We start from the raw sequence: 230 nt of genomic DNA on the forward strand, positions 1-230 counted from the left end.
CGATAAAATGGTGCAGTAAGTTTTCGCTCATCTAGATTCTCGATACACTCAATCAATTTTTGACGATTTTTTGCAAATTCATTTAAGATTGATTCTTTGGAATGATTTCTAGCATATTCAGCAGCAGTAGCATTGAACTTTTCTACATCAGGGATAATTGGAAAATCCTCATTTTGAATGGCTATTCGATGTTCAATGATGTATTCATCCCACGCGCTTAGATGTGAGAT

The 230-nt window shown here is 34.8% G+C and carries 1 protein-coding gene; it reads right to left on the reverse strand.

Annotation, left to right across the window (positions count from 1 at the left end; all coding sequences use genetic code 11):
• The coding region (locus GJQ66_RS16865; protein WP_230379712.1) for a hypothetical protein at positions 1-230 on the reverse strand (230 nt) is incomplete at both ends.

The sequence above is a fragment of the Microbacterium sp. ZXX196 genome (assembly GCF_009709595.1).
Taxonomy (GTDB): domain Bacteria; phylum Actinomycetota; class Actinomycetes; order Actinomycetales; family Microbacteriaceae; genus Microbacterium; species Microbacterium excoecariae.